This is a genomic window from Aliivibrio sp. A6, from assembly GCF_028765505.1.
In the GTDB taxonomy this organism is placed as follows: Bacteria; Pseudomonadota; Gammaproteobacteria; order Enterobacterales; family Vibrionaceae; genus Aliivibrio; species Aliivibrio finisterrensis_A.
This window is the reverse complement of the sequence record NZ_JARACR010000012.1, coordinates 82,770-108,265: the sequence shown is the minus strand read 5'-3', so window position 1 is coordinate 108,265 and position 25,496 is coordinate 82,770. Positions and strand designations below refer to the sequence as shown.

The following is a 25,496-nucleotide window of genomic DNA, read 5'->3' as shown; positions in this document are numbered from 1 at the left end:
GCATTTTAACCAGCTACTAGCTAGGATGATCAGTTGTTTAGCACGATTGGTATAAATGGTATTGGTATCATTCAACACCATTTATGATTCATAACAATCTATTGATATGACCCTAATTATGGGTATTAAATAACGCTAATTTTCCATTCTCTTTAAATGCAACCACTTGGTATTTATCTTTTTGGTCACCATATTCCATGCCAGGAGAGCCCATTGGCATACCAGGAACAGCGAGACCTTTAAAATCTCTAGGATCGGCTAAAAAGTTTTTAATATCTGATGCCGGGATATGTCCTTCAAATACATAACCATCAATTACAGCTGTATGACAAGAGGCAAGGTGAGGATCGACACCTAGCTTTTCTTTTATTGCGGCCATATCTTCATGCTTCTCTGTGTTTACGTCATAGCCATTATCTTTCATATGTTCTTCCCACTCAGTACAGCAACCACAGTAAGGGGATTTATAAGAGGTGACCTCAGTTGCTGCAAATACTGTTGAGCTCATTAACATTAGAGAAGTTAAAGTGAGTGTTTTTACTTTTTTCATTGTGAAGATTCCAAAGGTTATTTTGAATTAGGTGATAGCCAAAACCAGTAGATAATGGCAATAATTAGAGCAATACCAATTAGATTAATCATGCGATGCTCCTTTATTATTTATGAGTAACTCGTTGAGAACGAGGAGTAAATAGTCGTAGTCGGTTAGCATTAGTCACGACAGTAATTGAAGATAATGCCATTGCAGCCCCTGCAACCACTGGGCTTAATAACATGCCAGTAAATGGAAATAAAATACCAGCAGCAATAGGAATGCCGACAGTGTTATAGATAAAAGCACCAAATAGATTCTGTTTCATGTTTTTTATTGTGGCTTTAGATAACTCTATAGCGCTTACAGCGGTTAGTAGTGAGTGGTTCATCAACGTAAGATGAGCGCTTTCAATCGCCACATCGCTACCATTACCCATGGCGATGCCAACCTCCGCTTGTGCGAGAGCAGGGGCATCATTAATACCATCACCAATCATGGCAACTTTTTTGCCTTGGTTTTGTAAGGTTTGAATCGCCTGAGCTTTTCCATCAGGAAGAACCCCTGCAATCACTTGGGTAATTCCCAGTTCTTTTGCAACGTACTGAGCGGTTTCTTTACGATCGCCAGTAAGCATAACCACATCAATACCAAGTTGAGTTAATTGTTCAATGGCTAACGCTGAGTCTGTGCGAATGGAATCACTGACTTCGATAACTCCAATACACTCACCTTTACTGGCGACATACAGTGGTGTTGCTGATGGTGAAATAGTTATGGTTGGTATATCAATACTGTTTTCCATTAGATAAGTATGATTACCAATATAAACCGTATCACCATTAACCAGAGCAGAAGCCCCTAATCCTAGTTGAGCGATAAATTCACTACTGTCGATAATAGGCCAAGTATTGTTCTCTAAATGGCTTATAACTGCTTGAGCTAAAGGGTGTTCAGAGTGGCTTTCAACCGCTGCAGCTAATGAAATAACATGCATTTCTGAATGATGATTAAAAGCAGTCACTTTGGTTACGGTTGGTTTACCTTCGGTTAATGTTCCGGTTTTATCAACAACAACAGTATCGATTGTGCTTGCTGTTTGAAGCACATCAGCATCCTTTATTAAAGCGCCAAACTCGGCGGCCTTACCTATACCTACCGTTACCGACATTGGTGTGGCAAGACCAAGAGCACAAGGGCAGGCAATAATCAGTACCGTTGTTGCAACAACCAGCATGTAACTAGAGGTAGGTTCTGGCCCAAAGTTATACCAAAATAGAGCAGATATGATCGCAATGATCATAACACTTGGGACAAATACCGATGATATTTGGTCAGCTAATTTTGCCAATTTAGGTTTACTGCTTTGAGCATTGCGAACCATTGAAATAATACGAGCTAACATGGTGTGCTCACCCACGTTTGTTGCTATGAAAGTAAAACTTCCTTGTTGGTTAATGGTGCCAGCATGAACGGTATCATCTTTGGATTTTAAACAAGGTAGAGGCTCACCTGTTAGCATAGATTCATCTAAGTAGCTTTCTCCATTGATGATTGAGCCATCAACAGGTATTTTTTCACCTGGTTTGATTTTAATTTTCATTCCTTGAGTGACTTGAGCAATTGGTAGGGTTATTTCTTGGCCATTTTGTAATACGGTTGCGGTTTGTGGTTGAAGATCTAGCAGTTTTTCTATTGCAGTAGAGGTGCGATTACGAGCTTTAGTTTCTATTAAATTTCCAAGCGTAATTAAACCTAAGATCATTGCCGTTGCTTCAAAATAAACATGACGAGCTTGCAGTGGAAAAAACTCAGGATAGATAATCAGAGCCATAGAATAAAGCCAAGCAGAGCCGGTTCCCAATGCGACTAAGGTGTCCATAGTTGCTCTATGGTGGGTAAAGGCTTTCCATGCGTTCACATAGAAATGCTTACCGGCAGTGAGCAGTAAACCTAAGCAAATTAAACCTATAAGCCCCCAAGCCAATTGGTCATTTACTGTGGTGATTTGCATATTTCCACCAAAGACACCCCAAAGCATTAATGGTGCACCTATGATAAGAGAGATGATGGTGTTTTTTTTATGTGTGGCAATGGTTTTTAAGAATAACTCTTTTTGTCTAGCACGACGTTGGTCTTCATTTAAACTTAATTCTGCACCATAGCCACCAGCTTCAATTGCTTGAATTAGTTCTATTACGTTGATATTGCCGTGAATAAGAGCGGTTCGCTCAGCCAAATTAACGGTTACTGATTCTACATGACCCACTGTTGAAATGATGCTTTCTACAGAAGCGACACAACTGGCACAAGTCATTCCTGATAGTATTAATTGAGTTGTTTTATCATCTATCGTGGGAGTTGGTTTAGTCGTGTTGATAATCGGCTTAGTCTGTTTATTTGAGTCTTGTTTATTATCAGAATTCAGTGGTGTCGTGTTTGCTTCAGGAACAAAATAGCCAAGCTTCTCAATAATATCTACGATACTTTGATAAGGAAGTGTTGTTATCAGAGTTAATTCTGTTTTGGTTACTGAGTATTGAGATATGTTTGGGTTATTAGCAAGCTCTTGTTCAACCTTTGCTATGCAACGACCACAGTTTAATCCTGACAATGGAAGAGTAAATTCCTGACTCATAATAACCTCGTTAACTATTCTTGATATTGCGAATAATAAACCTTACAGTAAATGGAAGGTCAAGATATTAAATGAGATAAAACCATGAATATTAGTGAAGTAGCGAAGTTAACAGGACTAACAGCGAAAACCATTCGGTTTTATGAAAGTAAAGGAGTGATAAAAGAAGCAAGTAGGAGTGCTAATGGATATCGTCAATATACTAAGATTCAGGTAGAGGAATTACAATTAATTAGACGTTCAAGATTAGTTGGATTTAGCTTAGAAGAGTGCCAAGAACTATTAAGTTTATCAAATAATCCTAATCGTCGAAGTGCAGACGTAAAAGCAAAAACGTTGGAAAAAGTTGCAGAGATCGAAGAAAAAATTCAGGAACTAAAAGGAATGAAGCAGACATTATTAGATTTAGCCGATGCTTGTCCAGGTGATGAAGGCCATGATTGTCCTATTATTAAAGGATTAACCTGCTGCCATTAGAAATAACAGCAACAGGTTTACTACTCAATAGGTCAGTAAAGAAGAGAATAAAGTTGACGACGGTACTTACCTGCGACAGGGTTTCCTTGACCAAGAGCAGATAATATATCCATCATGGTTTTCTTAATTTGACCATCTTGCGCGTTAAGATCTTTTAGCAACGCTGCCATCAAAATATCTAGTGCTTCTTCTTGTCGGCTGACTTGACTGTATTGAATCGCAAGCTCTAAAGCTAACGCATTATTGCTAGGATCTGCGTTATATTTTTCTTCTAATGCTTGGATTTCTGGGCTGCTTCCTGCTTGTTTATGTAGTTCAAGCTTAGCAATTAACTCTTTGTATTTGCTGTCTTGATCTTGCATTAATATTTCAGAAAGAACAGCCTCTGCTTGATCAAATGCTTGGGTTTCAATATAGCACTGTGCGATATGCAGTTTTATTTGACCATTACCGCCAAAGTGTTCAAGAAGAGCGAGTAATGTAGGAAGTGCTGCTTGATATTCACCTTCTTCAACCAGTTTAAATGCTTGACCTAATTGAAGTTCTTCTTGGCTCGGTAGATGTTTACCTAGCATATCTTGAATGGCTTCAATCGTTTGAGGCCCTCCCATACCATCAATCGCTTGGCCGTTTTTAAATAAAGCAATCGTTGGTAGCGTTTGAACACCAAATTGTTGTGCAAGACCTTGCTGTTCTTCACAGTTAAGTAGAGCAAGAGTTACGGCATCACCATATTGCTGGGAAAGTTGTTGTAAGGCAGGAATAACAGCAATACTTTCTTGGCTCATTGGCGCCCAGAAGTGGATTAGCACAGGGGTTTGCATTGAGCTTTCTAAAATTTGTTGGAAGTTTTGTTCGTTTAGTTCAACGCTATGTTCTGGTTGCATGATCTTTCCCTAAAAACAGTATGTATTCTTCATATAGATATATGGGGAGTTATATTGATTTTCAAGGAAATAGAAAGAAGAAAGCCACTATAATTGACTTATAGTGGCTCTTCTAAGTGTAAGTGGCTATTAGATCAGTATGAATACCGCAACCGCAACACTCACACAGATCCAGTTGATTTTACCTAGTGTCATATTCCCCCCCGAAAAAACACCATCTACCGGATAGAATGAATATACGATTCTAATATGACACTAATATTACATTTTTACTCTTTTCTCACATTTATTAATTATTACACAGCGATGACACTATAAAGCTAGGTTAATCACTCTTATTTAAGATCATATCTAAGTACTTTGTTGGTAATAATCGTTTCAGAACCGAAAACAAATGAGTTGGAAAGGTGACTCGATAACGAGCTTTTGGTCTTGATGAGTTAAGTGCGTGAAGTAGAGGAGGAATAATAGAATCTGCAGGGAGGACAAAAGCACTACCAGATTGTTCTTTTTCAAGTCGTTGTTGTTGAATAAGGTATTTTTCTTTATGGTAACTGGTATCTATATTTACCCATTTTTTAAATGCTTTCAATGCATTAGATCGGAACTTGGTTTCAATTGGACCTGGTTCAATTAAGCTGACTTTTATGTTTGTTTCTGATAATTCTAAACGTAATGTGTCAGTCCATCCTTCAATAGCAAACTTTGATGCGTTGTAAGCTCCGCGATATTTCATTGCTACAATACCTAGCACTGAACTATTTTGAATGATACGACCTTGCTTTTGTTTTCTCATTACAGGAAGCAGTTCTGTGACTAATTGGTGCCAACCAAAGAAATTTGACTCGAACTGCTCTTTTAATGCTTCTCGGGGTAGGTCTTCGAGCGCTCCGGCTTGACCATATGCACCATTATTGAACAATGCGTATAATTTTCCATCAGTCAGTTTTATTACCTCAGTGACAGCATCAGTAATACTTTGTGGGTCACTATAGTCCAAATAGAGGCAAGTTAATCCTTCACTTTGTAATCGCTCTATATCTTCTTTTTTACGACAAGAAGCAATAACGTTAAAGCCATGCTTTTGTAATTGATGGGCTGCAGTATAACCAATGCCTGTTGAACAGCCTGTAATGAATATAGTTCGTGTCATTAACTCTTATCCCTAATAAATGATGACCATATTATACAATAACGCTGTATTTCTATTGCTGGATTTTTGATATAAAAAAGACCAATGGTAGATCCCATCGGCCTTTGTTTGTATTTAAGTGGATGTCGTTATTAGATTTAGATAGCGGCTTTTTTCGCTTCAGCTAACCAAGAATCAAACAATGCTCGGTTTGCTTTTATCCAACCATCCACATGGGATTGAATGTCAGCAGAGCTGTTTTTGCCTCTACTCATCATCATATTTTGTGCACTGACGTCATTAATGTTCAGTTTGATGATCTCAAATAACTTAGCAGCAGCAGGGTTTTGAGCCGCAAATTCTTTGTTTGCGATAATACGCATTGAGTTCATCTCAAAGCCGTAGTTTTTTCCATTAGATAATGTGGTATCGACATTTTTACGATCCCCCGGAAGTGATGAGAAAGGTACTTCTAACCAGACTACATCTTTATTAGGAACCAATACGCCACTTACCCAGTAAGGAGTCCAAGTATAGTAGAGAATAGGTTCACCATTTTTGTAACGTGAAATCGTATCAGCAATAATTGCGGCATAATTACCTTGGTTATGCGTAACAGTGTCCTCAAGTTGGTAAGCACCAATTTGATGCTCGATCACCATTTCACAACCCCAACCCGGGTTACAGCCAGTAAGATCTGCTTTGCCATCACCGTCAGCATCAAATAATTTCGCTAATTTAGGATCTTTTAATTGCCCAATGTTTGTAATGCCATACTTTTCAGCGGTTTTTTTATCAATTAGGTAACCTTGAGCAGCACCGCTCACGTATTGACCTTGACGATAGAACTTATCATCACCACCAGACATTTTGTATTTATCCGCATGAAGAGGGAACCAGCCAACAGCAAGGAAAGTTGCATCACCTTTTGCAATCGACGTATAAGCTACGTTGTAATCAACTTCTTTTGTTGGTTTTACATCATAACCTAGCTCTTCAAGCGCTCGGTTTACAATCGATGTTTGAAACGTTTCTTCTGCAACTGTAGATTGAAGAGCTTGCACTGTAACGCCTTCACCTGGGAGTTTTTCTGCCCATACATTTGATGATAGAGCGAGAGTGGAAACGATACTCGCTGTCAGTGCTTTCTTCCATGAATTAATCATTCTTATTTCTCCTTAAGTTGTAGTTCTGTTTTTGGTTCTTTTTTTTGAGTAAACATATTTAGCAAGATAGAAACAGGGCCCATGCGATACCAACGTAATTTAGTATTACCTGCGTTTGCCCCTAATACTTGAGTGATTCGGTCTAGTAAAATAGCGAGTATTACAATACCTAAACCACCGACGGCTGCTAGTCCCATATCTAGTCGTCCAATACCTCTTAATACCATTTGACCCAATCCACCTACCGCGATCATTGAGGCAATAACCACCATAGATAGAGATAGCATTAAGGTTTGGTTAACACCGGCCATAATCGTTGGTAGTGCTAGTGGAAGTTGAATTCGATACAGCATTTGCTTTTTGCTGGCTCCAAATGAATGGCCAGCTTCGATTAGTTCTTCTGGTACTTGTTGAATTCCTAGAATGGTTAAACGTACAACAGGAGGCAGTGCAAAAATAATGGTTACAACAACACCGGGTACATTACCGATACCAAATAACATTACAATTGGAACTAGGTAAACAAAGGCTGGGGTTGTTTGCATTGCATCTAAGATTGGGCGAACGAATTTTGCGGCGGTTTTGCTTCTTGCTAGCCAAATCCCCATCGGTAACCCGATAAGTAAACAGAAAAAGACAGAGGTCATCACTAATGACAGAGTGGTCATGGCTTCAGACCAAGCACCGATAAGGCCAATAACGAGTAATGAAGCTGCCGTTGAGATCCCTAGCTTAAGGTTCGAAAATTGCCATGCTAATAAAAATAAAATAAGAAGCATGAATGGTGCTGGTGTTGATACTAATGCCGTTTCAAAAGAGCTTAAGATAAAATCAATCGGTACTCGAATGGCTTGAAATAATGGACGACCATGTTCAACTAACCAGTTTAAGCCAGACTCCACCCAAACATCGACAGGAAGTACGGCTTCCTCAAAAGGATTTAAGGGGTCAAAAGTATTTACTTCGATAGTTTCATGATTTAACCAATCAGCCGAGGCTGATGTATCGCCAACCTGGCCCCATGGGTCATCGCTTGTTGGTGCTGTTTGTGACCATGGGTCATTGTTTGTTTGTTCTGATGACATCGTTCTACCCCTTATCTAACGTCTGAAGCAGTCGTGATTTAGTCACAACACCGAAATACTTACCACTCTCGTCAACCACAGGTACAGAGTAAGGAACATTAGCCACTACGCCTAAAATATCATTGATCGCTTGGTTTGGTTTGAGTGTTACACCATCTGTAAGTTGAGCACTGACAAGAGAGTTGTTGTCGTTATGTGCTTCGCGAAGAGAATCAACAGAGACGATGCCAGAATAGAGGCTACTCTTATCTACAACGATGCCATATTCTCTGTCATTATCCATTAGATATTGAAGAGCAGATGCTGGACCATCATGTTCTGATTTCTTAAACATGGCGGCAGGTTTTTTACGAGCAATGTCTTTGGCAGTTAAGACGTTCGCGACATTAACACCACGAAAGAAGGCTTCAACATAATCATTTGCGGGGTTGTTGAGGATATCATCAGGAGTTCCGACTTGAACTACCTCACCATTTTGCATAATGGCAATTCTGTCACCAATGCGCATGGCTTCATCTAAATCGTGAGAAATAAAGACAATAGTACGTTTATCATCATTTTGTAGGCGGATAAGCTCATCTTGCATTTCTGTTCTAATCAAAGGATCAAGAGCAGAGAAGGCTTCATCCATTAATAGAATGTCTGGGTCACAAGCAAGTGCTCTTGCTAGACCAACGCGTTGTTTCATACCACCTGATAATTCATCGGGATAAGATTCTGCGTATACATCAAGACCAACTCTTTCTAATGCACTTAATGCACATTGTTTACGTTTTTCAATCTCTACGCCAGCCAGCTCTAAACCAAAAGCTGCATTTTCTATAACAGTCATGTGCGGCATTAGGGCAAAGTTTTGAAAAACCATTGAGATATTATTGCGGCGAACTTCGCGGAGTTCTTCTTCAGAGATATGTGCAATGTCTTTACCTTTTAGGAGTACATTGCCTTGGGTAGGTTCGATTAGGCGATTAAGAAGTCGTACCAAGGTCGATTTACCAGAACCAGAGAGGCCCATAATGACGAAAATTTCACCTTCTTGAATACTTAGAGATACATCATTAACACCAATGGTTAACCCTGTTTTCTCAAAAACTTCTTCCTTATTTGCACCTTCATCAATCATTGTAAAGGCGCGGTCAGTGTCTTCACCAAACACTTTGTACAGTCCCTTAACTTCCAGTATGGGATTCATTTTTAAGTCCTTCGCAAGATATGCGTATTGATAATTCGTTAGTACTATAATTAAAAATCATCAAAATTTCAATGATCACCATACTGTAAAAGTCACAACATTAATAATGCTATCTAATTCTCAAATAAGCAAATACACAAAACTTAAGCTTATGTCATTGTTTATTCTGTATTTTTTTACTTGTTGAGATAGAGTAATCCATCAGTTAATTATTTTAAATGAGAATACTTATAGCTGAAGGGTTTTGGTAGAATTAGGGGGAATGGCTTAATTGATTCGAGTACAAATTAAAATTGATGAGTGTTCTCTTTTAATTGTTTATGTTCGATTTTGGTGAAAATGATTGGAGTTAACATATTTGTAATATTGTTTTTTCCAATCATTATAATTTTTAGCTTAATAACTGTTTGAGTGCAGACTCTATTCGAGAATAGCGAAATTTAAATCCTTCATGGACGAGTCGCTTTGGTCGAACTCGTTGACTGTCTGTTAGCAGAACAGAAGCTTCTCCTAATATACCTTTAATGATAATGTTTGGAGTAAATAGAAAGTGTGGCCGTTTTAATGTCTTTGCTAAAGTTTGACTAAATAAGCGATTAGAGACAGGGTGAGGGGCCGTTAAGTTATAAATACCTTGGCTTTCTTCTTGTGTCATTAAATGCAAAATACCATAAACCATATCATCAATATGAATCCAAGATAGGTACTGTTTTCCATTTCCAACTGGGCCACCTAAACCAAATTTATAAGGCAATAACATTTTTTTTAGGGCGCCACCTAAAGGAGATAATACGACCCCCGTTCGTAAGATACAAACGCGAGTATTTTTACTTTGAGCTTGTAGTGCTTTATTTTCCCACTGCTGGCAGACTTGATGAGCAAAATCTGCAGAGACTATCTTAGTCTCCTCATCAATATCTTTTTGGCCATTATCCCCGTAATACCCAATGGCTGATCCCGATATAAAGCATCGTGGTGGTGTTGTGGATGCAAGACAGAGTTGTGCCAATTGCTCAGTTAACTTGCACCGGCTATCAGAGATGATTTTTTTTTGTTTACGGGTCCATTTTTTATCAGCAATCGGCTCCCCTGCTAAATTAATGACAGTATCAATATCATTAAGATCGGAAAGTGTAGAGAGATCCGAAATGAAATCAACATGAGGCAAAGCTAAATGAGCTAATGAAAATTGAGCTTTTTCTATATTGCGCGTCAGAAGCACTAGCTCATGACCTTTAAGGTGATCCAGTAACTGTTTTCCGATCAACCCTGTACTTCCCGTAATGAGTATCTTCATCCCGTCTCCTGCAAGATATTTATAACTGTCGTCTAAGTTAAGTATAAATAGAGTTCACTGATTGGCAACTTTCATTGAATTTTCCTTTATACTTGAGCTTTGAAATGGCTCTTAAATACTGTAAGGACTCTTGTGAAATTATTTTTTGCCTCTGATTTACACGGCTCATTGACTGCGACTCAACGTATGATTGATGCGTTTACTGCTTCTAAAGCGGATCATTTAATTCTTCTTGGTGATCTGATTAATTTTGGGCCAAGAAATCCGATCCCTGAAGGGCATAACCCTATCGCCGTAGCTGAATTATTAAATCAATACGCAGAGTCTATCATCGCAGTGAGAGGGAATTGTGACAGTGAAGTCGATCAAATGCTGTTATCTTTTCCTATTATGTCTGATTACAATATTGTGTTGTTGCCTACGGGGCAGAAATTATTTTTAACACATGGTCATATTTATAATGCTGACAAACGCCCTTTATTAAAGAAGGGAGATATTATCGTTCATGGACATACGCATATTACGGTAGCTGAATGGCAAGGAGAGCAGATTATTTTTAACCCGGGTTCAACGACTTTTCCTCGTAATGAAGACGGAAAACCGAGCTATGGTTTACTTGATGATAGTTGTTTGTCTGTTCTTGATTTTGATGGGAATGTATTGAATTCCATTGAGCTAAAATAGCATCAATTATTGGGTAAGAAGACTATTGATTAGACAATAAAAATCCGAGGTGATTGCCATCTCGGATTTTTATTGTGATGTTCAGTTAACGAAAGCTATTTTAATGAGAAAATAGAATACCTGAACCATAATTTAAGCTGGTCAGTAATAATGTTTTATCATTAACCACATCAACACGTTTACTTTGTTGAGCATCCATTCTGAATACGCGCATGATCAATTTTTTCTGTGAACCAGAAAAATCTTTATTATCATTGGCGGTAACATCCTTAAATTCAGTAGGGTCAATTAATAAGTAATCTCCGCTGTAATCCCAGTTCCCCGTTTCCATAACATTAATCGTTAATGGGAGGACATTCTCAGATTGGCCACTAAAAAGTGTCAGTGTAGATGATTTTGAATAAGTCTTATTTGGCAGATAGACAACATTTGATTTAATATCAGCGCGTTTTAAAGGGCCCATGTCATCATAATCAGTATCAATACGAACGGTACTCATACTTTGCCATTCTTTAGATGTTAATAGTTGTTCGACTTTACTGTCGCTTTCCCAATAAAACCACCCACTGCCTAACATTGATATTAGAAGAAGAGCGACGGGAAAAAAGCGTTTTGCTATTGGAAGTTGCTCGCTATTTAACCACATACTTTATCTACCTCTTTTTGATCAATCAATAATCGGACACTAATACTTTGATCGCTGTGTTCTTCATTATGAATATAATTCAGTGTGATTTGATTTGGTTGGCCACTCGTCGCAATAACTTCTATTGGTTTTAGCGTATCAACATGGTTTGAATTATAAAAGACAGTACATTGCTCAATCAGAGGTTGCCATTTATCGATATTAGGGTGGTTAACAGGAACGAAAATAGGCACGTCGTCATATTTTGCTACTTGTATAAATGCGTCTGATTTTGGAGTGTGATTCACATAAGCAATGATAGGCAAGATAAAAGCGATAATCAGAGTTAGCGTACCAAGTAACGATAAGTGAGCTTGTGGCTGATTCGTTGTGATATTTTCTTTTGCTACGGAATTTATAGTTTGCTCTTTAGCGGAGCTATTCACCGTGAGCTCTTGAGGTGATTCTTCTTGATGATCGATTGTTGGGTTATCGATATCCGTTAAAGAATCATTATTTTCATCTGCGCTTTCTAGCACATCATCCGTGACTTGATGTACGGCAGTTGAAATAAATTGATAACCACGTTTAGGCACTGTTTTTACATAAACAGGTAGTTTAGTTGGGTCTTGTAGCATTTTTCGTAGCGTCGAAATAGCTTGTGTTAAACTAGAATCATCGACTTCAAATCCTTGATCTCGCCATACATACTCATGTAACTCATGACGACTAACAACCTTCCCTGGTTCTTGAATAAGTAGGCTTAAAACACGACTTTCATTCCCTCCAATTCGAATAATCTCATCGTCATTTAATGTATCAATAAGGCTATTATCGTTAGGATCGAACAGAAACCGGTTGCCAATAATAATTTTGTTATTTTCTATATTCATTGGTTGTTAACTCAGTAATGGTGATTCTTATGAATGATATCCAAGTATCATTTTTAGAATGTCTATTTTATGTCAAAACTTATCATTACGCATTTTATAGTATAAAAAAAGCAAAAAAACAGTGTTTTTTACATTGCTTTACCTTGAATTGAGGTATTGATGTCCTTATTTCAATTAATAAGTTAAATATATTCTGTTATTTTCGGAGTTTTAGATGAGCGAACAAACAATTAATAACAAAGAAACACGCGGCTTTCAGTCAGAAGTTAAGCAACTACTTCATCTTATGATCCACTCTTTATATTCTAATAAAGAGATCTTTTTACGTGAATTAATCTCAAACGCATCAGACGCATCTGACAAATTGCGTTTCAAAGCACTATCAAATGGTGATCTTTATGAAGGTAATGCAGACCTTGGTGTTAAATTATCTTTTAATGAGGCAGCAAACACCTTAACCATTTCTGATAATGGTATTGGTATGAGCCGCGAAGATGTGATTGAGCATTTAGGTACAATTGCTAAATCAGGCACTGCTGATTTCTTTTCAAAACTATCGGATGATCAAAGTAAAGACTCTCAATTGATTGGTCAGTTTGGTGTTGGTTTCTATTCTGCGTTCATTGTTGCTGATGCTGTAACCGTTCGTACTCGTGAAGCGGGTGTAGCGAAAGACCAAGCGGTTCAGTGGCACTCAGAAGGTGAGGGGGACTATACAATTGAAGACATTACTAAAGAAACTCGCGGTACGGATATTATTCTTCATATGCGTGAAGAAGGTAAAGAGTTCTTAAGTGAGTGGCGCCTAAAAGAAGTGATTGGTAAATACTCTGATCACATCGGTATTCCTGTTTCCCTTTGGTCTGTAGAAAAAGACGAAGAAGGCAAAGATAAAGAAGGAAAGTGGGAGCAAGTAAACAAGGCTCAAGCGCTTTGGACTCGCAGTAAATCAGAGATTGAAGATGCTGAGTATCAAGAGTTTTATAAGCACGTATCTCATGATTTTGCTGATCCACTGACGTGGAGCCATAATAAAGTAGAAGGTAAAAACGATTACACGAGCCTTCTATATATTCCAGCCAAAGCACCGTTTGATATGATGAACCGTGATCATAAAAGTGGCTTGAAGCTGTATGTTCAACGCGTATTTATTATGGATGACGCTGAACAATTTATGCCGAGTTACCTACGTTTTGTTAAGGGTTTGATTGACTCAAATGATCTTCCGCTAAACGTATCTCGTGAAATTCTTCAAGATAATAAAGTGACTCAGTCATTACGTAGCGCGTGTACTAAGCGTGTACTAGGTATGCTTGAGAAAACAGCGAAGAAAGATGATGAAAAATATCAAACTTTCTGGAAAGAATTTGGACAAGTACTAAAAGAAGGCTTGGCTGAAGATTTTGCGAATAAAGATAAAATTGCCGGTTTATTGCGTTTTGCTACCACGGATAAAGACAGTTCAGAGCAATCGATGAGCTTAGCTGGGTATATTGAACGTATGAAAGAAGAACAAGATAAGATCTTCTATCTAACGGCAGACAGCTATGCTGCGGCGAAGAACAGTCCGCACCTAGAGCAATTTAAAGCAAAAGGCATTGAAGTCGTTCTAATGTATGACCGTATCGATGAGTGGCTGATGAGCTACTTAACTGAATTCGATGGTAAGCAATTCCAATCAATCACAAAAGCAGGCTTAGATTTAAGCAAGTTTGAAGATGAAGCGGAAAAAGAAAAGCAAAAAGAAACAGAAGAAGAGTTCAAATCGGTTGTTGAGCGTACTAAATCATACTTGGGTGACCGAGTGAAAGAGGTTCGTACAACCTTCAAACTAGCAACGACACCCGCTGTTGTTGTAACCGATGATTTTGAAATGGGTACACAAATGGCAAAACTTCTAGAAGCCGCTGGTCAAGCTGCTCCTGAGGTGAAGTACATTTTTGAAATAAATCCAGAACATGCTCTTATCAAGCAAATGGCAGATGAAGCGGATGAAGAAGCATTCGGTCGTTGGGTTGAAATGCTGCTTGGCCAAGCTATGTTAGCTGAACGTGGTTCTTTAGATGATCCATCGCAATTTTTAAGTGCAATGAATCAATTATTATCTAAATAATAGATAATACCGTAATCTAGATAAACGCAATGAGACCTATGCATTTTACACTAAGGTCTCATTGTTTTTTTATTGTTACGAAATAGACTCTATTTAGCGGTTATTTTTGCTTTTTTCATCGCAAACTTGATAGCTTTATCAGTTCCGTGTATCTTTCACGACTTATTTTTATAAATAAAACTTATACCTAAGTTTATAAGTAGTTGTCATTTTTACTTGTAAGGTTTGGTATAAATTCCAAGATTATTTTTTAAGGGGAAAACAATGCGTATCATCCTTTTAGGTGCACCTGGTGCGGGTAAAGGTACTCAAGCTCAGTTCATCATGGATAAATATGGTATTCCACAAATCTCTACAGGTGACATGCTACGTGCTGCTATTAAAGCGGGAACAGAGCTAGGCAAACAAGCTAAATCTGTAATTGATGCTGGTCAACTTGTATCTGATGAGATCATCCTTGGTCTTGTTAAAGAGCGTATTGCTCAAGAAGATTGCGCTAAAGGTTTCCTACTAGATGGTTTCCCTCGTACAATTCCTCAAGCGGATGGTTTAAAAGAGAACGGTGTATCTATCGATTACGTTCTTGAGTTTGATGTTGCTGACGAAGTAATCGTTGAGCGTATGTCTGGCCGTCGTGCTCACTTACCTTCTGGTCGTACTTATCACGTTACATTTAACCCGCCTCAAGTTGAAGGCCAAGATGATGTAACTGGTGAACCTCTTGTTATTCGTGAAGATGATAAACCTGAAACAGTACTTGCTCGCCTAGGTATCTACCATGAGCAAACTGCGCCACTTATCGCTTACTACAATAAAGAAGCGGAAGCAGGTAAAACTCAGTACCTTAAATTTGATGGTACTAAGTTAGTTGCTGAAGTTAGCGCTGAGATCGAAAAAGCACTAGCGTAATCTTACGTAGTCAGTAATTTATTGTTATATTGAAGGCGACCTTATCGGTCGCCTTTTTTTATAGACAATAATGGATAATAACTGTGAATAATAAAAAAGCAGGGGTGCTATTAGTTAATTTAGGTACGCCAACCGCACCAACCACATCAGCAGTAAAAACCTTTTTATCTGAATTTTTACATGATAAACGTGTTGTTGATATGAATCGCTTTCTTTGGTGTCCATTACTCCATGGTGTCATCCTACCTATAAGAGCGCCTAAAGTGGCGAAGTTATATGAAAGTGTTTGGATGGACGAAGGTTCACCGTTAATGGTCTATTCAAAACGTCAAGCGGCAGCATTGCATTCATTTTTAAATGTGCCAGTTGAGCTAGGTATGACTTATGGAGAACCAAGCATTAAATCAGGGATTGAGCGTTTAGAGGCTCAAGGATGTGATGAAATAGTCATTTTACCCCTGTATCCTCAATATTCCCGAACTACCTCAGCAGCCGTGTTTGATCAAATTGCTAAGCAATATAAAACCACATCGGTATTACCCGACTTCTCACTTGTTCATAATTATCATGATCACCCTCTCTATATTAAAGCCCTTGCTGAATCTATCCGTCTTTCATGGAAGAAGAAGGGCAAAGGTGATTATGTATTATGTTCGTATCATGGGATCCCACAGCGTTTTGTTGATAATGGCGATATTTATGCAAAACATTGTGAACGAACGACAGAATTGCTTGCTCAAGAATTAGGATTAACATCTGAACAAATAGGCATGAGCTATCAATCCCGTTTTGGGCGAGAAGCGTGGTTGCAACCTTATACTTCAGAGATGTTAACTGAACTTACTCCAAAAGGAATTAAATCATTAGATATCATTAGTCCTGCATTTTCGTCTGATTGCTTAGAAACCTTAGAAGAGCTTTCAGAAGAGTGTAAAGAGATATTTATGGAGGCTGGTGGTCAAAAATACACCTTTATTCCATGTTTAAATGATGATGAATTACATATTGAAATGATGGCAGATATTGTAAAAAGTAAGATTTCAGCATAAAAATGAATTTTTTTAATAAAAAAAGCAGTTAAAAGGGTTGAAAAGACTAACCAATTGCCCAATTTCTTATTAAAGATTATCAACGTGTGTAGTGAGTCTCGACATAGATGGGTCAGATCGCTACAATATCGCGTCTTATTTTGCCACTTGGCTAAATGCCGTATTTTATTTAATTAAAGTACGCGATCTACTTATTATTCATATTAAGCAGATAAAAGAAGATACCCAATTGGTATCACGAATCATAGGGGTTACGGTTTCTATTTTATTAGACCTGTAACGCAAGGATGCGACACGTATTTTTTGTCGCAAACTCAGAGAACCTGAGTCGATTTTGAGGTTTATATAAACATGCAAGTTACTGTTGAAACTAAAGAAGGCCTAGAGCGCGTTCTAACTATTACTGTACCAGCGGCAAACATTGAAGACGCTGTAAATGCTGAGCTTCTTAATATCGCTAAAAATCGTCGCTTTGATGGCTTCCGTAAAGGTAAAGTGCCAATGAAGATGGTTGCTAAAATGTACGGTAGTGCAGTTCGTAACGACAAAATGGGTGAAGTTATGCAACGTCACTTCATTGAAGCGATCATTAAAGACAAAATCAACCCAGCTGGCGCTCCAACATTCGCACCAGTAGAATTTGCTGAAGGTCAAGATTTAGTATTCACTGCAACATTTGAAATCTACCCAGAAGTAACACTTCAAGGCCTAGACAAAGTTGTTGTTGAAAAACCACAAGTTGAAGTTAAAGACGAAGACGTAGCAGAAATGCTAGAAACACTACGTAAGCAACAGTCTACTTGGGCTGATGCTGACGTTGCTGCTGAAGACGGTACTCGCGCTACAATCAACTTCGTTGGTTCTATCGATGGTGAAGAATTTGAAGGCGGTAAAGCAGATAACTTCCCTCTAGAAATGGGCCAAGGTCGTATGATCCCTGGTTTTGAAGATGGTATCAAAGGTAAGAAAGCTGGCGAAGAAGTAACTATTGACGTTAACTTCCCAGAAGACTACCACGCAGAAAACCTAAAAGGTAAAGCGGCACAATTCGCTATCACTGTAGTTAAAGTTGAAGCTCGTGAGCTTCCTGAACTGAATGACGAATTCGTTGCTAAGTTTGGCGCTGAAGGTGGCGTTGAAGGTCTTAAAGCTGAAGTTCGTAAGAACATGGAGCGTGAATTAGCTCAAGCTGTTAAAAACAAGATCAAAGAACAAGCTATCAACGGTTTAGTTGAGCAAAACAACATCGACGTTCCTTCTGCTCTTATTGATCAAGAAGTTGAAGTACTACGTCAACAAGCAGTTCAACGTTTTGGCGGCAACGCTGACACAGCTCCTGAGCTTCCACGTGAATTGTTCGAAGAACAAGCTAAACGTCGCGTAGTTGTTGGTCTTCTTCTTGGTGAAGTTATCAAGTCTGAAGAACTAAAAGCTGATGATGAGAAAGTAAAAGCGCTTATCAACGAAATGGCTTCTGCATACGAAGATCCAACAGAAGTTGTTGCTTACTACGAAGGTAATGAGCAAATGATGAACAACATGCGTAATGTTGCTCTAGAAGAACAAGCTATCGATGCAATCCTTGCTAAAGCACAAGTTTCTGAAAAAGAAGTTGGCTTTAACGAACTAATGAATCAACAACCTGCTTAATTTCTAATTTAATTAAGTAGTTAGTTGACTTAGTTTCACAAGATCTGCTAATAATGGTCCGAATGAAGCGTCATTCGGACCATTTATTTTATAAGGGATACGGTTATGAGCTATCAAGAAAACAATGCAATGCCTTCTATTATGGATGCACTTGTTCCTATGGTTGTTGAGCAAACTTCACGTGGTGAGCGTTCGTATGATATTTATTCCCGTCTGTTAAAAGAGCGTGTTATCTTTTTAACAGGTCAAGTTGAAGATCACATGGCCAACTTAGTTGTGGCTCAGTTGCTTTTCCTTGAGTCTGAAAACCCAGATAAGGATATCTTCCTATACATTAACTCTCCAGGTGGCTCTGTGACTGCTGGTATGTCAATTTACGACACAATGCAGTTTATTAAGCCAAATGTGAGCACAGTATGTATGGGTCAAGCATGTTCTATGGGCGCTTTCTTACTTGCAGGTGGCGCACCAGGCAAACGTTATGTTCTGCCTAACTCTCGTGTGATGATTCACCAACCACTTGGCGGCTTCCAAGGTCAAGCATCAGATATTCAAATTCATGCTCAAGAAATCTTAACGATTAAGAAGAAGTTGAATACATTGCTTGCAGAGCATACAGGTCAGCCTTTAGAAGTGATCGAAAAAGATACAGATCGTGATAATTTCATGGCAGCAGATGATGCAGTGAAATACGGTCTTGTAGATGCTGTGTTAAATAAGCGTGACTAATTAATAAAAAAGCAGTAACGTTTACAGCAAAGAAGGTAAGTTAGTATAAACTTACAGCATAAAGGCAACGTTTAAGAGGTTAGCAAATGACAGACAAGCGTAAAGACGAAAATAGTGGAAAGTTACTATATTGCTCTTTTTGCGGAAAAAGCCAGCATGAAGTTCGTAAACTAATTGCAGGTCCTTCTGTTTATGTTTGTGATGAGTGCGTTGATTTATGTAACGACATTATTCGCGAAGAGCTAAAAGATAATACTCTGTCTCCAAAAGAGAGTAGTGAAGCATTACCGACACCGCAAAATATTCGTGCGCATTTAGATGACTATGTTATTGGTCAAGAGCATGCGAAAAAAGTACTAGCGGTTGCCGTATATAATCACTACAAGCGTTTACGTAATGGCGACACTACAAAAGATGGCGTAGAGCTTGGTAAAAGTAATATCCTTCTTATCGGACCAACAGGTAGTGGTAAAACACTGCTTGCTGAGACTCTAGCGCGTTTCTTGGATGTACCGTTTACAATGGCGGATGCAACCACATTAACAGAAGCGGGTTATGTAGGTGAAGATGTTGAAAACATCATTCAAAAGCTACTACAAAAATGCGATTACGACCCTGCAAAAGCAGAGCGTGGCATTGTATATATCGATGAAATTGACAAAATTTCTCGTAAGTCTGAAAACCCATCAATTACACGAGATGTATCTGGTGAAGGTGTTCAGCAAGCACTATTGAAATTGATTGAAGGTACTATTGCATCAGTACCACCTCAAGGTGGCCGAAAGCATCCACAGCAAGAGTTTTTACAAGTAGATACTTCTAAGATCTTGTTTATCTGTGGTGGTGCATTTGCTGGCTTAGATAAAGTGATTGAGCAACGTGTTGCTACAGGTACGGGCATTGGCTTTGCTGCTGAAGTTCGTTCAAAAGATGATAAAGCAACCATTGGTGATTTATTTAAGCAAATTGAACCAGAAGATCTTGTTAAGTTTGGTCTGATCCCTGAATTTATTGGTCGTTTACCAGTAACTACAACTCTGACTGAGCTAGATGAAGAAGCTTTAGTTCAAATACTAAGCCAACCTAAAAATGCATTAACTAAGCAATATGGTGCATTATTTGATTTAGAAGGCGCAGAACTTGAATTCCGTGAAGACGCATTAAAAGCGATTGCGAAAAAAGCAATGGATCGTAAAACAGGTGCTCGTGGTCTTCGTTCAATCTTAGAAGCAGTATTATTGGATACTATGTATGAATTGCCATCAAAAGAAGGCGTTTCTAAAGTAGTTATCGACGAATCTGTAATTAATGGCGAATCAGAACCGCTATTAATGTTTGAAAATACAGAATCAAAAGCAATATCTGCAGAATAGTGTATTTAGCTAATAAATAGACAAAAAGGAGGCATTGGCCTCCTTTTTTATTTTTAATTGAAAATAATGTTGATTCTTAGCGACTTGCCCCCATATTATTTCTATAGATACTGACGGAAAGAGAGAAGAATATGAACCTGGAGCGTTCCGAGCGCATTGAGATACCAGTTCTACCATTACGTGATGTAGTGGTGTATCCGCATATGGTAATTCCACTGTTTGTGGGCCGTGAAAAATCGATTCGTTGTCTAGAAGCGGCAATGGAGCAGAATAAACAAGTCCTACTTGTGGCACAAAAAGAAGCAGCTAAAGAAGAGCCACAATTAGATGATTTACACGGTGTTGGTACAATTGCGACAATTTTACAATTATTAAAATTGCCTGATGGCACAGTTAAAGTATTAGTTGAAGGTCAACAACGTGCAAAAATTCATCAGTTTTTAGAGGCTGATTTCTTTACAGCAGATGCTGAGTTTTTGCTGACTCCAATTATTGATGATGCCGAGCAAGAAGTGATTATGCGCTCTGCAATTAATCAATTTGAAGGTTTTATCAAATTAAACAAAAAAATCCCACCTGAAGTATTAACTTCACTTAATGGGATTGAAGATGCAGCGCGTCTTGCAGATACGATTGCCGCTCATATGCCTCTAAAATTGGTTGATAAGCAGGAAGTGTTAGAGCTTACTGATGTTATCGCGCGTTTAGAGTTTTTAATGAGCATGATGGAATCGGAAATCGATTTATTACAAATCGAAAAACGTATCCGTGGTCGTGTTAAAAAGCAGATGGAAAAAAGCCAACGCGAGTACTATTTGAATGAGCAAATGAAAGCAATTCAAAAAGAACTTGGTGATTTGGATGATGCTCCTGATGAATTTGAAGCTCTACAACAAAAAATTGTAGATGCCAAAATGCCAAAAGAAGCTCAAGAAAAAGCAGAACAAGAGCTTCAAAAGTTGAAGATGATGTCTCCAATGTCTGCTGAAGCAACCGTGGTTCGTAGCTACATCGATTGTATGGTTGGCGTGCCTTGGTTTAAACGTTCAAAAGTGAAAAAAGATTTAGCGAAAGCAGAAGAAATCTTAAACGCAGACCATTATGGTTTAGAGCGTGTTAAAGAACGGATTCTTGAATATTTAGCAGTACAAAGCCGAGTAACGAAACTTAAAGGTCCAATCTTATGTTTAGTTGGTCCTCCTGGTGTTGGTAAAACGTCACTTGGTCAATCTATTGCTAAAGCGACGGGTCGTAAATATACACGTATGGCTTTAGGTGGTGTTCGTGATGAAGCCGAAATTCGTGGTCACCGTCGTACTTACATTGGTTCATTACCAGGTAAACTAATCCAAAAATTATCTAAAGTTGAAGTCAAGAACCCACTTTTCCTATTGGATGAAATCGATAAGATGTCATCTGATATGCGTGGTGATCCTGCTTCTGCTTTATTAGAAGTGCTTGATCCGGAGCAAAACAGCGCATTCAGTGACCACTACTTAGAAGTGGATTACGATTTATCTGATGTCATGTTTGTTGCAACCTCTAACTCAATGAATATTCCAGGCCCATTATTGGATCGTATGGAAGTAATTCGCCTGTCTGGTTATACAGAAGACGAGAAATTGAATATTGCGAAAAGTCATCTATTGAACAAGCAAATTAAGCGTAATGGCTTAAAAGCAAATGAAATTGAAATTGACGATTCAGCAATAATGGGCATTATCCGTTATTACACACGTGAAGCTGGTGTGCGTAGTTTAGAACGTGAAATCTCTAAATTGTGCCGTAAAGCGGTAAAACAAATCTTATTAGATAAAACGATTAAGAAAGTAACGATTAATCAGGAAAATTTAAAAGATTTCTTAGGTGTTCAACGTTGTGATTATGGTAAAGCCGATGATGAAGATCGTATTGGTCAAGTCGTTGGTTTAGCATGGACTGAAGTTGGCGGTGATTTACTGACAATTGAAGCAGAATCTATGATTGGCAAAGGCAAGTTAACTTACACAGGTTCACTTGGCGATGTAATGAAAGAGTCTATTCAAGCGGCAATGACAGTAGTTCGTACTCGTGCTGAAAAACTAGGTATTAATCCTGATTTCTACGAGAAACGTGATATCCATGTTCATGTGCCTGAAGGTGCTACACCAAAAGATGGTCCAAGTGCTGGTATTGGCATGTGTACTGCTCTCGTTTCAAGCTTAACAGGTAACCCGGTTCGTTCTGATGTTGCAATGACAGGTGAAATTACCCTACGTGGTGAAGTACTGCCGATTGGTGGCTTGAAAGAGAAATTGCTTGCAGCACATCGTGGTGGTATTAAAACTGTCATTATTCCAAAGGATAATGCACGTGATTTAGAAGAAATTCCAGCAAATGTAATTGCTGATCTTTCTGTGCATCCAGTTAAGTGGATTGATGAAGTATTAACCTTGGCGCTTAAAAATGATCCTCAAGGTTTTAGTGTTGAAGCATCTAAATAGTGATGTGCAGCAAAAAACGTTGATATAACAGGGCTGACGAGCCGAAATGACTTGTCAGCTTATATTGATATCGCTAAGTTAAGCCTAATTGTGTGAAGATTAATTCACTCATCAAATATCTAAATATGGACTCGTTCATTAATCATTGAATGAATAATTTAAAGGGGAATACCGTGAATAAATCTCAATTAGTAGATCAAATTGCTGATAATGCTGACATCTCAAAAGCTGCGGCTGGTCGCGCTTTAGACGCTTTAGTTGAAACAGTAACAGAGACACTAAAAAGTGGCGAGCAAGTAACGCTTGTTGGCTTTGGTTCGTTTCTTGTTCGTGAGCGTGCAGCGCGTACAGGCCGTAACCCTAAAACTGGCGAAGCAATTGAGATTTCTGCTGCAAAAGTACCTGCATTTAAAGCGGGTAAAGCACTGAAAGATGCGTGTAACTAATCGAAATAAAGATAAAACTCTACACAAGCTAGCGTAACGCTAGTAGACTAGAGATTGAGTCATAGGCGCATCCAATGATGCGCTTTTTTATTGTTAAATTTTTCTTTTGTTGAACTATTTTTTATTTTCACTATCAATAGAAATTGAAACACTTTCTTAGGAATAGAGTATTCCGCTCAGTGATTAGGAGTTAAGACATATTATGATGGATCGAATTCGCGAAGGTTCAACAGGCCTTGCAGTTAAGATCATTCTCGGTCTAATTATTTTCTCATTTGTATTTGCAGGTGTAGGTAGTTATTTAGTCGGTGGCAGTCAACCAATAGCAGCGAAGGTTGGTGAACGAGAAATTACTCGAAACGAGTTTGAACAAGTTTATCAAAATGAGCGTAACCGTATGCAATCACAGTTGGGTGACTACTTCTCAACTCTGCTAGGTGATCCTGCTTATGTTGAACAATTCCGTAAATCAGTATTAGACCGTATGGTTAATGATGCATTACTCGATAACCAAGCTCAAGATCTAGGTTTACGTGTTAGTGATGAACAAATTCGTCAAGCGATCCTATCAATGCCTCAATTTCAAAAAGACGGCAAGTTTGATGAAGAGATTTACAACATAGCACTTCGTCGTGCAGGTTTTAGCTCTGATAGTTTTGCAGAATATTTGCGCCAAGACTTAGTTCGTAATCAACTAATTTTAGCTTTAGAGTCAACAGAGTTTACGTTGCCAAGTGAAGTTAATGCGCAAAATGCATTAGAAACTCAACAGCGTGAAATCAGAACGATTACTTTGAATACGACTGAATTTGCTGAAAAAGCAGCGGTATCAGAAGAAGAAGTTAAAGAATTTTATAATGCTAATAAACAACAATTTGTTCGACCAGAGCAAGTTAAAGTTGCTTACATTGAATTATCTGGCGCGTCACTAAAAGACCAAGCTCCAATTTCTGATGATGAAGTCAAAGAGTATTATCAAGCAAATCAAGATAAGTATTCTACGCAAGAGAAACGTGAAGTTAGCCACATTCTAATTAACGGTGATGAAGCAGATGCTAAAGCGGTTCTTGCTCGTTTAGATGCGGGTGAAGATTTTGCGGCTGTTGCTAAAGATGCATCTCAAGATATCCCGACAGCAAAAGAAGGTGGTTCTTTAGGTTGGATTGAGCGTGGTGTTATCGATCCTGAATTTGAAGATGTTGCTTTCCAATTAGTTAATGTTGGTGATTACTCTGGCGTGGTTAAATCTGCATTTGGTTATCACATTATTCAATTGAATGGTGTTGAAAAGCCAACAACAAAACCTCTGGCAGAAGTAAGTGCTGAAATCAAAGCTTTCCTTGTTGATGAGCATGCCGCAGATGCATTCTATAGCTTACAAACAGAGCTAGCAGAGAAGGCATTTGAATCACCGGATTCTTTAGATGATGCTGCTGAAGCGGTAAATGCGACAATTATAACAACTGATTTCTTTTCTCAGGTAGATGCACCAGAAGCGTTAGCAAGCCAAGCGGTTTTGCAAGCAATTTACAGTGCTGAAGTGAAAGAAGATGGTCTGAATTCTGATGTGATTGAAATTGCACCTGAACATATTATTGTTGTTCGAGTTGAGGACGTTCGTGATGAAGCCGTCTTGCCTTTAGAAGATGTGAAACAAAACGTTGTAGCTCGTTTATCACAATCAAAAGGTGAACAAAAAGCATTAGAGCTTGCTCAAGGTGTGATTGCTGCTCTTAATAAGGGTGAAACAAATTACTTAGCTGATAATGAATTAAATTTCACTGAAGCAAGAATGATCACTCGAGCGGATGAATTAGCAAATGATGTATATCGTTTGCAGAAACCTGAGCAAGGCACATCAACCTATGCGCAAGTCATGGATCGTCAAGGTAATCATGTCATTGTTGCTTTGGATGGTGTATTAGAGTTGGGTAACGATGCTATGATTGAGCAAGTAGCGACACGTTTACTAAGAACTCAAACTCAGCAAGATTTAACGGCAACATTAGATACCTTAAAAGCTAACTCTGATATCAGCTATCCATTATTAGAGCAGTAATCAATTTATTTGTAATTGATAAATAAAACAGACGGGCCCCTTAATGGGGCCCGTCGTGTTTTTGCAACCCTTTAATG

At 38.5% G+C, this 25,496-nt stretch carries 22 protein-coding genes; 12 read left to right on the top strand and 10 right to left on the bottom strand.

Annotated elements, in window-relative coordinates; translation table 11 throughout:
- Positions 1 to 112 precede the first annotated feature (112 nt).
- Both PVK70_RS09330 and PVK70_RS09325 read right to left on the bottom strand, forming a co-directional pair.
- The gene (locus PVK70_RS09330) at positions 113 to 550 is read right to left on the bottom strand and encodes a DUF411 domain-containing protein (protein ID WP_130048095.1); all 438 of its coding nucleotides are present in this window, start codon (positions 548 to 550) and stop codon (positions 113 to 115) included.
- 106 nt (positions 551 to 656) lie between these two features.
- On the bottom strand, positions 657 to 3,170 hold the full coding sequence (locus tag PVK70_RS09325; RefSeq protein ID WP_130048094.1) for a copper-translocating P-type ATPase: 2,514 nt from the start codon (positions 3,168 to 3,170) through the stop codon (positions 657 to 659).
- 84 nt (positions 3,171 to 3,254) lie between these two features.
- Between PVK70_RS09325 and cueR the strand changes: the two genes are divergently transcribed.
- Positions 3,255 to 3,647, top strand: coding sequence for a Cu(I)-responsive transcriptional regulator (gene cueR / locus PVK70_RS09320; protein WP_130048093.1), 393 nt, complete (start codon positions 3,255 to 3,257; stop codon positions 3,645 to 3,647).
- 32 nt (positions 3,648 to 3,679) lie between these two features.
- On the opposite strand, the gene PVK70_RS09315 is transcribed toward cueR, so the two are convergent.
- The 6 genes from PVK70_RS09315 to PVK70_RS09290 form a co-directional block, all read right to left on the bottom strand.
- Entirely contained in the window at positions 3,680 to 4,534 is an 855-nt protein-coding gene (locus tag PVK70_RS09315) for a co-chaperone YbbN (RefSeq protein ID WP_130048092.1), read from the bottom strand.
- Positions 4,535 to 4,859: 325 nt separating this feature from the next.
- A complete protein-coding gene (locus PVK70_RS09310) occupies positions 4,860 to 5,687 on the bottom strand; it encodes an SDR family oxidoreductase (protein WP_130048091.1) in 828 nt (275 codons plus the stop codon).
- Positions 5,688 to 5,824: 137 nt separating this feature from the next.
- Positions 5,825 to 6,832, bottom strand: coding sequence for a glycine betaine/L-proline ABC transporter substrate-binding protein ProX (gene proX / locus PVK70_RS09305; RefSeq protein WP_130048090.1), 1,008 nt, complete (start codon positions 6,830 to 6,832; stop codon positions 5,825 to 5,827).
- Between the two features lie 2 nt (positions 6,833 to 6,834).
- Positions 6,835 to 7,917 (bottom strand): glycine betaine/L-proline ABC transporter permease ProW, encoded by a 1,083-nt coding sequence (gene proW, locus PVK70_RS09300; RefSeq protein WP_130048089.1) that lies wholly within the window; start codon positions 7,915 to 7,917, stop codon positions 6,835 to 6,837.
- A gap of 4 nt (positions 7,918 to 7,921) precedes the next feature.
- Entirely contained in the window at positions 7,922 to 9,109 is a 1,188-nt protein-coding gene (proV, locus tag PVK70_RS09295; RefSeq protein WP_130043092.1) for a glycine betaine/L-proline ABC transporter ATP-binding protein ProV, read from the bottom strand.
- Between the two features lie 391 nt (positions 9,110 to 9,500).
- Complete coding sequence (locus PVK70_RS09290) at positions 9,501 to 10,406, bottom strand: TIGR01777 family oxidoreductase (protein WP_130048088.1); 906 nt, start codon at positions 10,404 to 10,406, stop codon at positions 9,501 to 9,503.
- 132 nt (positions 10,407 to 10,538) lie between these two features.
- On the opposite strand from PVK70_RS09290, the gene yfcE reads away from it, so the two are divergent.
- Positions 10,539 to 11,090: a phosphodiesterase gene (yfcE, locus tag PVK70_RS09285; RefSeq protein WP_130048087.1), complete on the top strand. Its 552-nt coding sequence runs from the start codon at positions 10,539 to 10,541 to the stop codon at positions 11,088 to 11,090.
- A gap of 100 nt (positions 11,091 to 11,190) precedes the next feature.
- Here yfcE and PVK70_RS09280 read toward each other — a convergent pair whose 3' ends face one another.
- Both PVK70_RS09280 and PVK70_RS09275 read right to left on the bottom strand, forming a co-directional pair.
- Positions 11,191 to 11,736 carry a regulatory protein ToxS gene (locus tag PVK70_RS09280; RefSeq protein ID WP_130043095.1) on the bottom strand — a complete coding sequence of 182 codons (546 nt, stop codon included), beginning with the start codon at positions 11,734 to 11,736 and terminating at the stop codon, positions 11,191 to 11,193.
- On the bottom strand, positions 11,727 to 12,608 hold the full coding sequence (locus PVK70_RS09275; RefSeq protein WP_130048086.1) for a winged helix-turn-helix domain-containing protein: 882 nt from the start codon (positions 12,606 to 12,608) through the stop codon (positions 11,727 to 11,729). The genes PVK70_RS09280 and PVK70_RS09275 overlap by 10 nt, the downstream gene beginning before the upstream one ends.
- Before the next feature lie 214 nt (positions 12,609 to 12,822).
- On the opposite strand from PVK70_RS09275, the gene htpG reads away from it, so the two are divergent.
- The 10 genes from htpG (at position 12,823) to ppiD (ending at position 25,419) form a co-directional block, all read left to right on the top strand.
- Complete coding sequence (gene htpG, locus PVK70_RS09270; protein WP_130048085.1) at positions 12,823 to 14,721, top strand: molecular chaperone HtpG; 1,899 nt, start codon at positions 12,823 to 12,825, stop codon at positions 14,719 to 14,721.
- Positions 14,722 to 14,985: 264 nt separating this feature from the next.
- On the top strand, positions 14,986 to 15,630 hold the full coding sequence (gene adk, locus PVK70_RS09265) for an adenylate kinase (protein WP_130043098.1): 645 nt from the start codon (positions 14,986 to 14,988) through the stop codon (positions 15,628 to 15,630).
- A gap of 83 nt (positions 15,631 to 15,713) precedes the next feature.
- Positions 15,714 to 16,679, top strand: a complete 966-nt coding sequence (hemH, locus tag PVK70_RS09260; protein WP_130048084.1) for a ferrochelatase — start codon at positions 15,714 to 15,716, stop codon at positions 16,677 to 16,679.
- Positions 16,680 to 16,770: 91 nt separating this feature from the next.
- Positions 16,771 to 16,959 carry a hypothetical protein gene (locus PVK70_RS09255; protein ID WP_130048083.1) on the top strand — a complete coding sequence of 63 codons (189 nt, stop codon included), beginning with the start codon at positions 16,771 to 16,773 and terminating at the stop codon, positions 16,957 to 16,959.
- 71 nt (positions 16,960 to 17,030) lie between these two features.
- Positions 17,031 to 18,329 carry a trigger factor gene (gene tig / locus PVK70_RS09250; RefSeq protein ID WP_130048082.1) on the top strand — a complete coding sequence of 433 codons (1,299 nt, stop codon included), beginning with the start codon at positions 17,031 to 17,033 and terminating at the stop codon, positions 18,327 to 18,329.
- Between the two features lie 105 nt (positions 18,330 to 18,434).
- Positions 18,435 to 19,058 carry an ATP-dependent Clp endopeptidase proteolytic subunit ClpP gene (gene clpP / locus PVK70_RS09245; RefSeq protein WP_012549607.1) on the top strand — a complete coding sequence of 208 codons (624 nt, stop codon included), beginning with the start codon at positions 18,435 to 18,437 and terminating at the stop codon, positions 19,056 to 19,058.
- Positions 19,059 to 19,144: 86 nt separating this feature from the next.
- Entirely contained in the window at positions 19,145 to 20,431 is a 1,287-nt protein-coding gene (gene clpX, locus PVK70_RS09240; RefSeq protein WP_130043101.1) for an ATP-dependent protease ATP-binding subunit ClpX, read from the top strand.
- A 131-nt stretch (positions 20,432 to 20,562) separates the two neighbouring features.
- On the top strand, positions 20,563 to 22,914 hold the full coding sequence (gene lon / locus PVK70_RS09235; RefSeq protein WP_130048081.1) for an endopeptidase La: 2,352 nt from the start codon (positions 20,563 to 20,565) through the stop codon (positions 22,912 to 22,914).
- Positions 22,915 to 23,087: 173 nt separating this feature from the next.
- On the top strand, positions 23,088 to 23,360 hold the full coding sequence (locus PVK70_RS09230; RefSeq protein ID WP_165366788.1) for an HU family DNA-binding protein: 273 nt from the start codon (positions 23,088 to 23,090) through the stop codon (positions 23,358 to 23,360).
- Positions 23,361 to 23,562: 202 nt separating this feature from the next.
- On the top strand, positions 23,563 to 25,419 hold the full coding sequence (gene ppiD / locus PVK70_RS09225) for a peptidylprolyl isomerase (RefSeq protein WP_130048080.1): 1,857 nt from the start codon (positions 23,563 to 23,565) through the stop codon (positions 25,417 to 25,419).
- Positions 25,420 to 25,496: the final 77 nt, after the last annotated feature.

Coding starts and splice junctions, on each gene's coding strand:
- proX (WP_130048090.1), bottom strand. CDS start 6,832: ATGATTAATTCATGGAAGAAAGCACTGACAGCGAGTATCGTTTCCACT.
- proW (WP_130048089.1), bottom strand. CDS start 7,917: ATGTCATCAGAACAAACAAACAATGACCCATGGTCACAAACAGCACCA.
- PVK70_RS09280 (WP_130043095.1), bottom strand. CDS start 11,736: ATGTGGTTAAATAGCGAGCAACTTCCAATAGCAAAACGCTTTTTTCCC.
- adk (WP_130043098.1), top strand. CDS start 14,986: ATGCGTATCATCCTTTTAGGTGCACCTGGTGCGGGTAAAGGTACTCAA.
- clpP (WP_012549607.1), top strand. CDS start 18,435: ATGAGCTATCAAGAAAACAATGCAATGCCTTCTATTATGGATGCACTT.
- PVK70_RS09325 (WP_130048094.1), bottom strand. CDS start 3,170: ATGAGTCAGGAATTTACTCTTCCATTGTCAGGATTAAACTGTGGTCGT.
- tig (WP_130048082.1), top strand. CDS start 17,031: ATGCAAGTTACTGTTGAAACTAAAGAAGGCCTAGAGCGCGTTCTAACT.
- PVK70_RS09330 (WP_130048095.1), bottom strand. CDS start 550: ATGAAAAAAGTAAAAACACTCACTTTAACTTCTCTAATGTTAATGAGC.
- htpG (WP_130048085.1), top strand. CDS start 12,823: ATGAGCGAACAAACAATTAATAACAAAGAAACACGCGGCTTTCAGTCA.
- PVK70_RS09310 (WP_130048091.1), bottom strand. CDS start 5,687: ATGACACGAACTATATTCATTACAGGCTGTTCAACAGGCATTGGTTAT.
- PVK70_RS09275 (WP_130048086.1), bottom strand. CDS start 12,608: ATGAATATAGAAAATAACAAAATTATTATTGGCAACCGGTTTCTGTTC.
- proV (WP_130043092.1), bottom strand. CDS start 9,109: ATGAATCCCATACTGGAAGTTAAGGGACTGTACAAAGTGTTTGGTGAA.
- PVK70_RS09315 (WP_130048092.1), bottom strand. CDS start 4,534: ATGCAACCAGAACATAGCGTTGAACTAAACGAACAAAACTTCCAACAA.
- clpX (WP_130043101.1), top strand. CDS start 19,145: ATGACAGACAAGCGTAAAGACGAAAATAGTGGAAAGTTACTATATTGC.
- cueR (WP_130048093.1), top strand. CDS start 3,255: ATGAATATTAGTGAAGTAGCGAAGTTAACAGGACTAACAGCGAAAACC.
- ppiD (WP_130048080.1), top strand. CDS start 23,563: ATGATGGATCGAATTCGCGAAGGTTCAACAGGCCTTGCAGTTAAGATC.
- lon (WP_130048081.1), top strand. CDS start 20,563: ATGAACCTGGAGCGTTCCGAGCGCATTGAGATACCAGTTCTACCATTA.
- PVK70_RS09290 (WP_130048088.1), bottom strand. CDS start 10,406: ATGAAGATACTCATTACGGGAAGTACAGGGTTGATCGGAAAACAGTTA.